The sequence below is a fragment of the Paenibacillus oenotherae genome (genome assembly GCF_019443105.1).
GTDB classification, from domain to species: Bacteria; Bacillota; Bacilli; order Paenibacillales; family Paenibacillaceae; genus Paenibacillus_Z; species Paenibacillus_Z oenotherae.
Genome location: NZ_JAHZIJ010000095.1, coordinates 1 through 433, shown reverse-complemented (window position 1 = coordinate 433; position 433 = coordinate 1). Strand labels below are relative to the sequence as shown.

General features: G+C 56.6%; 1 protein-coding gene. It reads left to right on the top strand.

Going from position 1 to position 433, the window contains the following annotated elements; all coding sequences use genetic code 11:
* Positions 1-433, top strand: a 433-nt coding sequence (locus K0T92_RS24730) for a fibronectin type III domain-containing protein (RefSeq protein ID WP_219875285.1), incomplete at both ends; no start/stop codon positions are given.

The following is a 433-nucleotide window of genomic DNA, read 5'->3' as shown; positions in this document are numbered from 1 at the left end:
CGCTGGCGATTGAGCAGTCGACCGATGGAGGGACAACGTGGAGTGCAGCGACGACATCGGGTGCACTTGGTGGAAGTGATACGAGTGCAACGGTGACAGGTTTAAGTGCGAATACGAGCTATTCGTTCCGTTTGGTCGTAACAGGCGGAGCGAATGCGGGGAACTCGAATGCGGTAGCGGTGACGACGCTGTCCGTCCCGGTGAGTGATTTTGCAACGGCGGGAAAGACATCGACGACAGCGGATTTTGGTTGGAGTGCAGTAAGTGGAGCCTCGTTGCTGGCGATCGAGCAGTCGACCGATGGAGGGACAACGTGGAGTGCGGCAACGACATCGGGTGCACTTGGTGGAAGTGATACGAGTGCAACGGTGACAGGTTTAAGTGCGAATACGAGCTATTCGTTCCGTTTGGTCATCACTGGCGGAGCGAATGC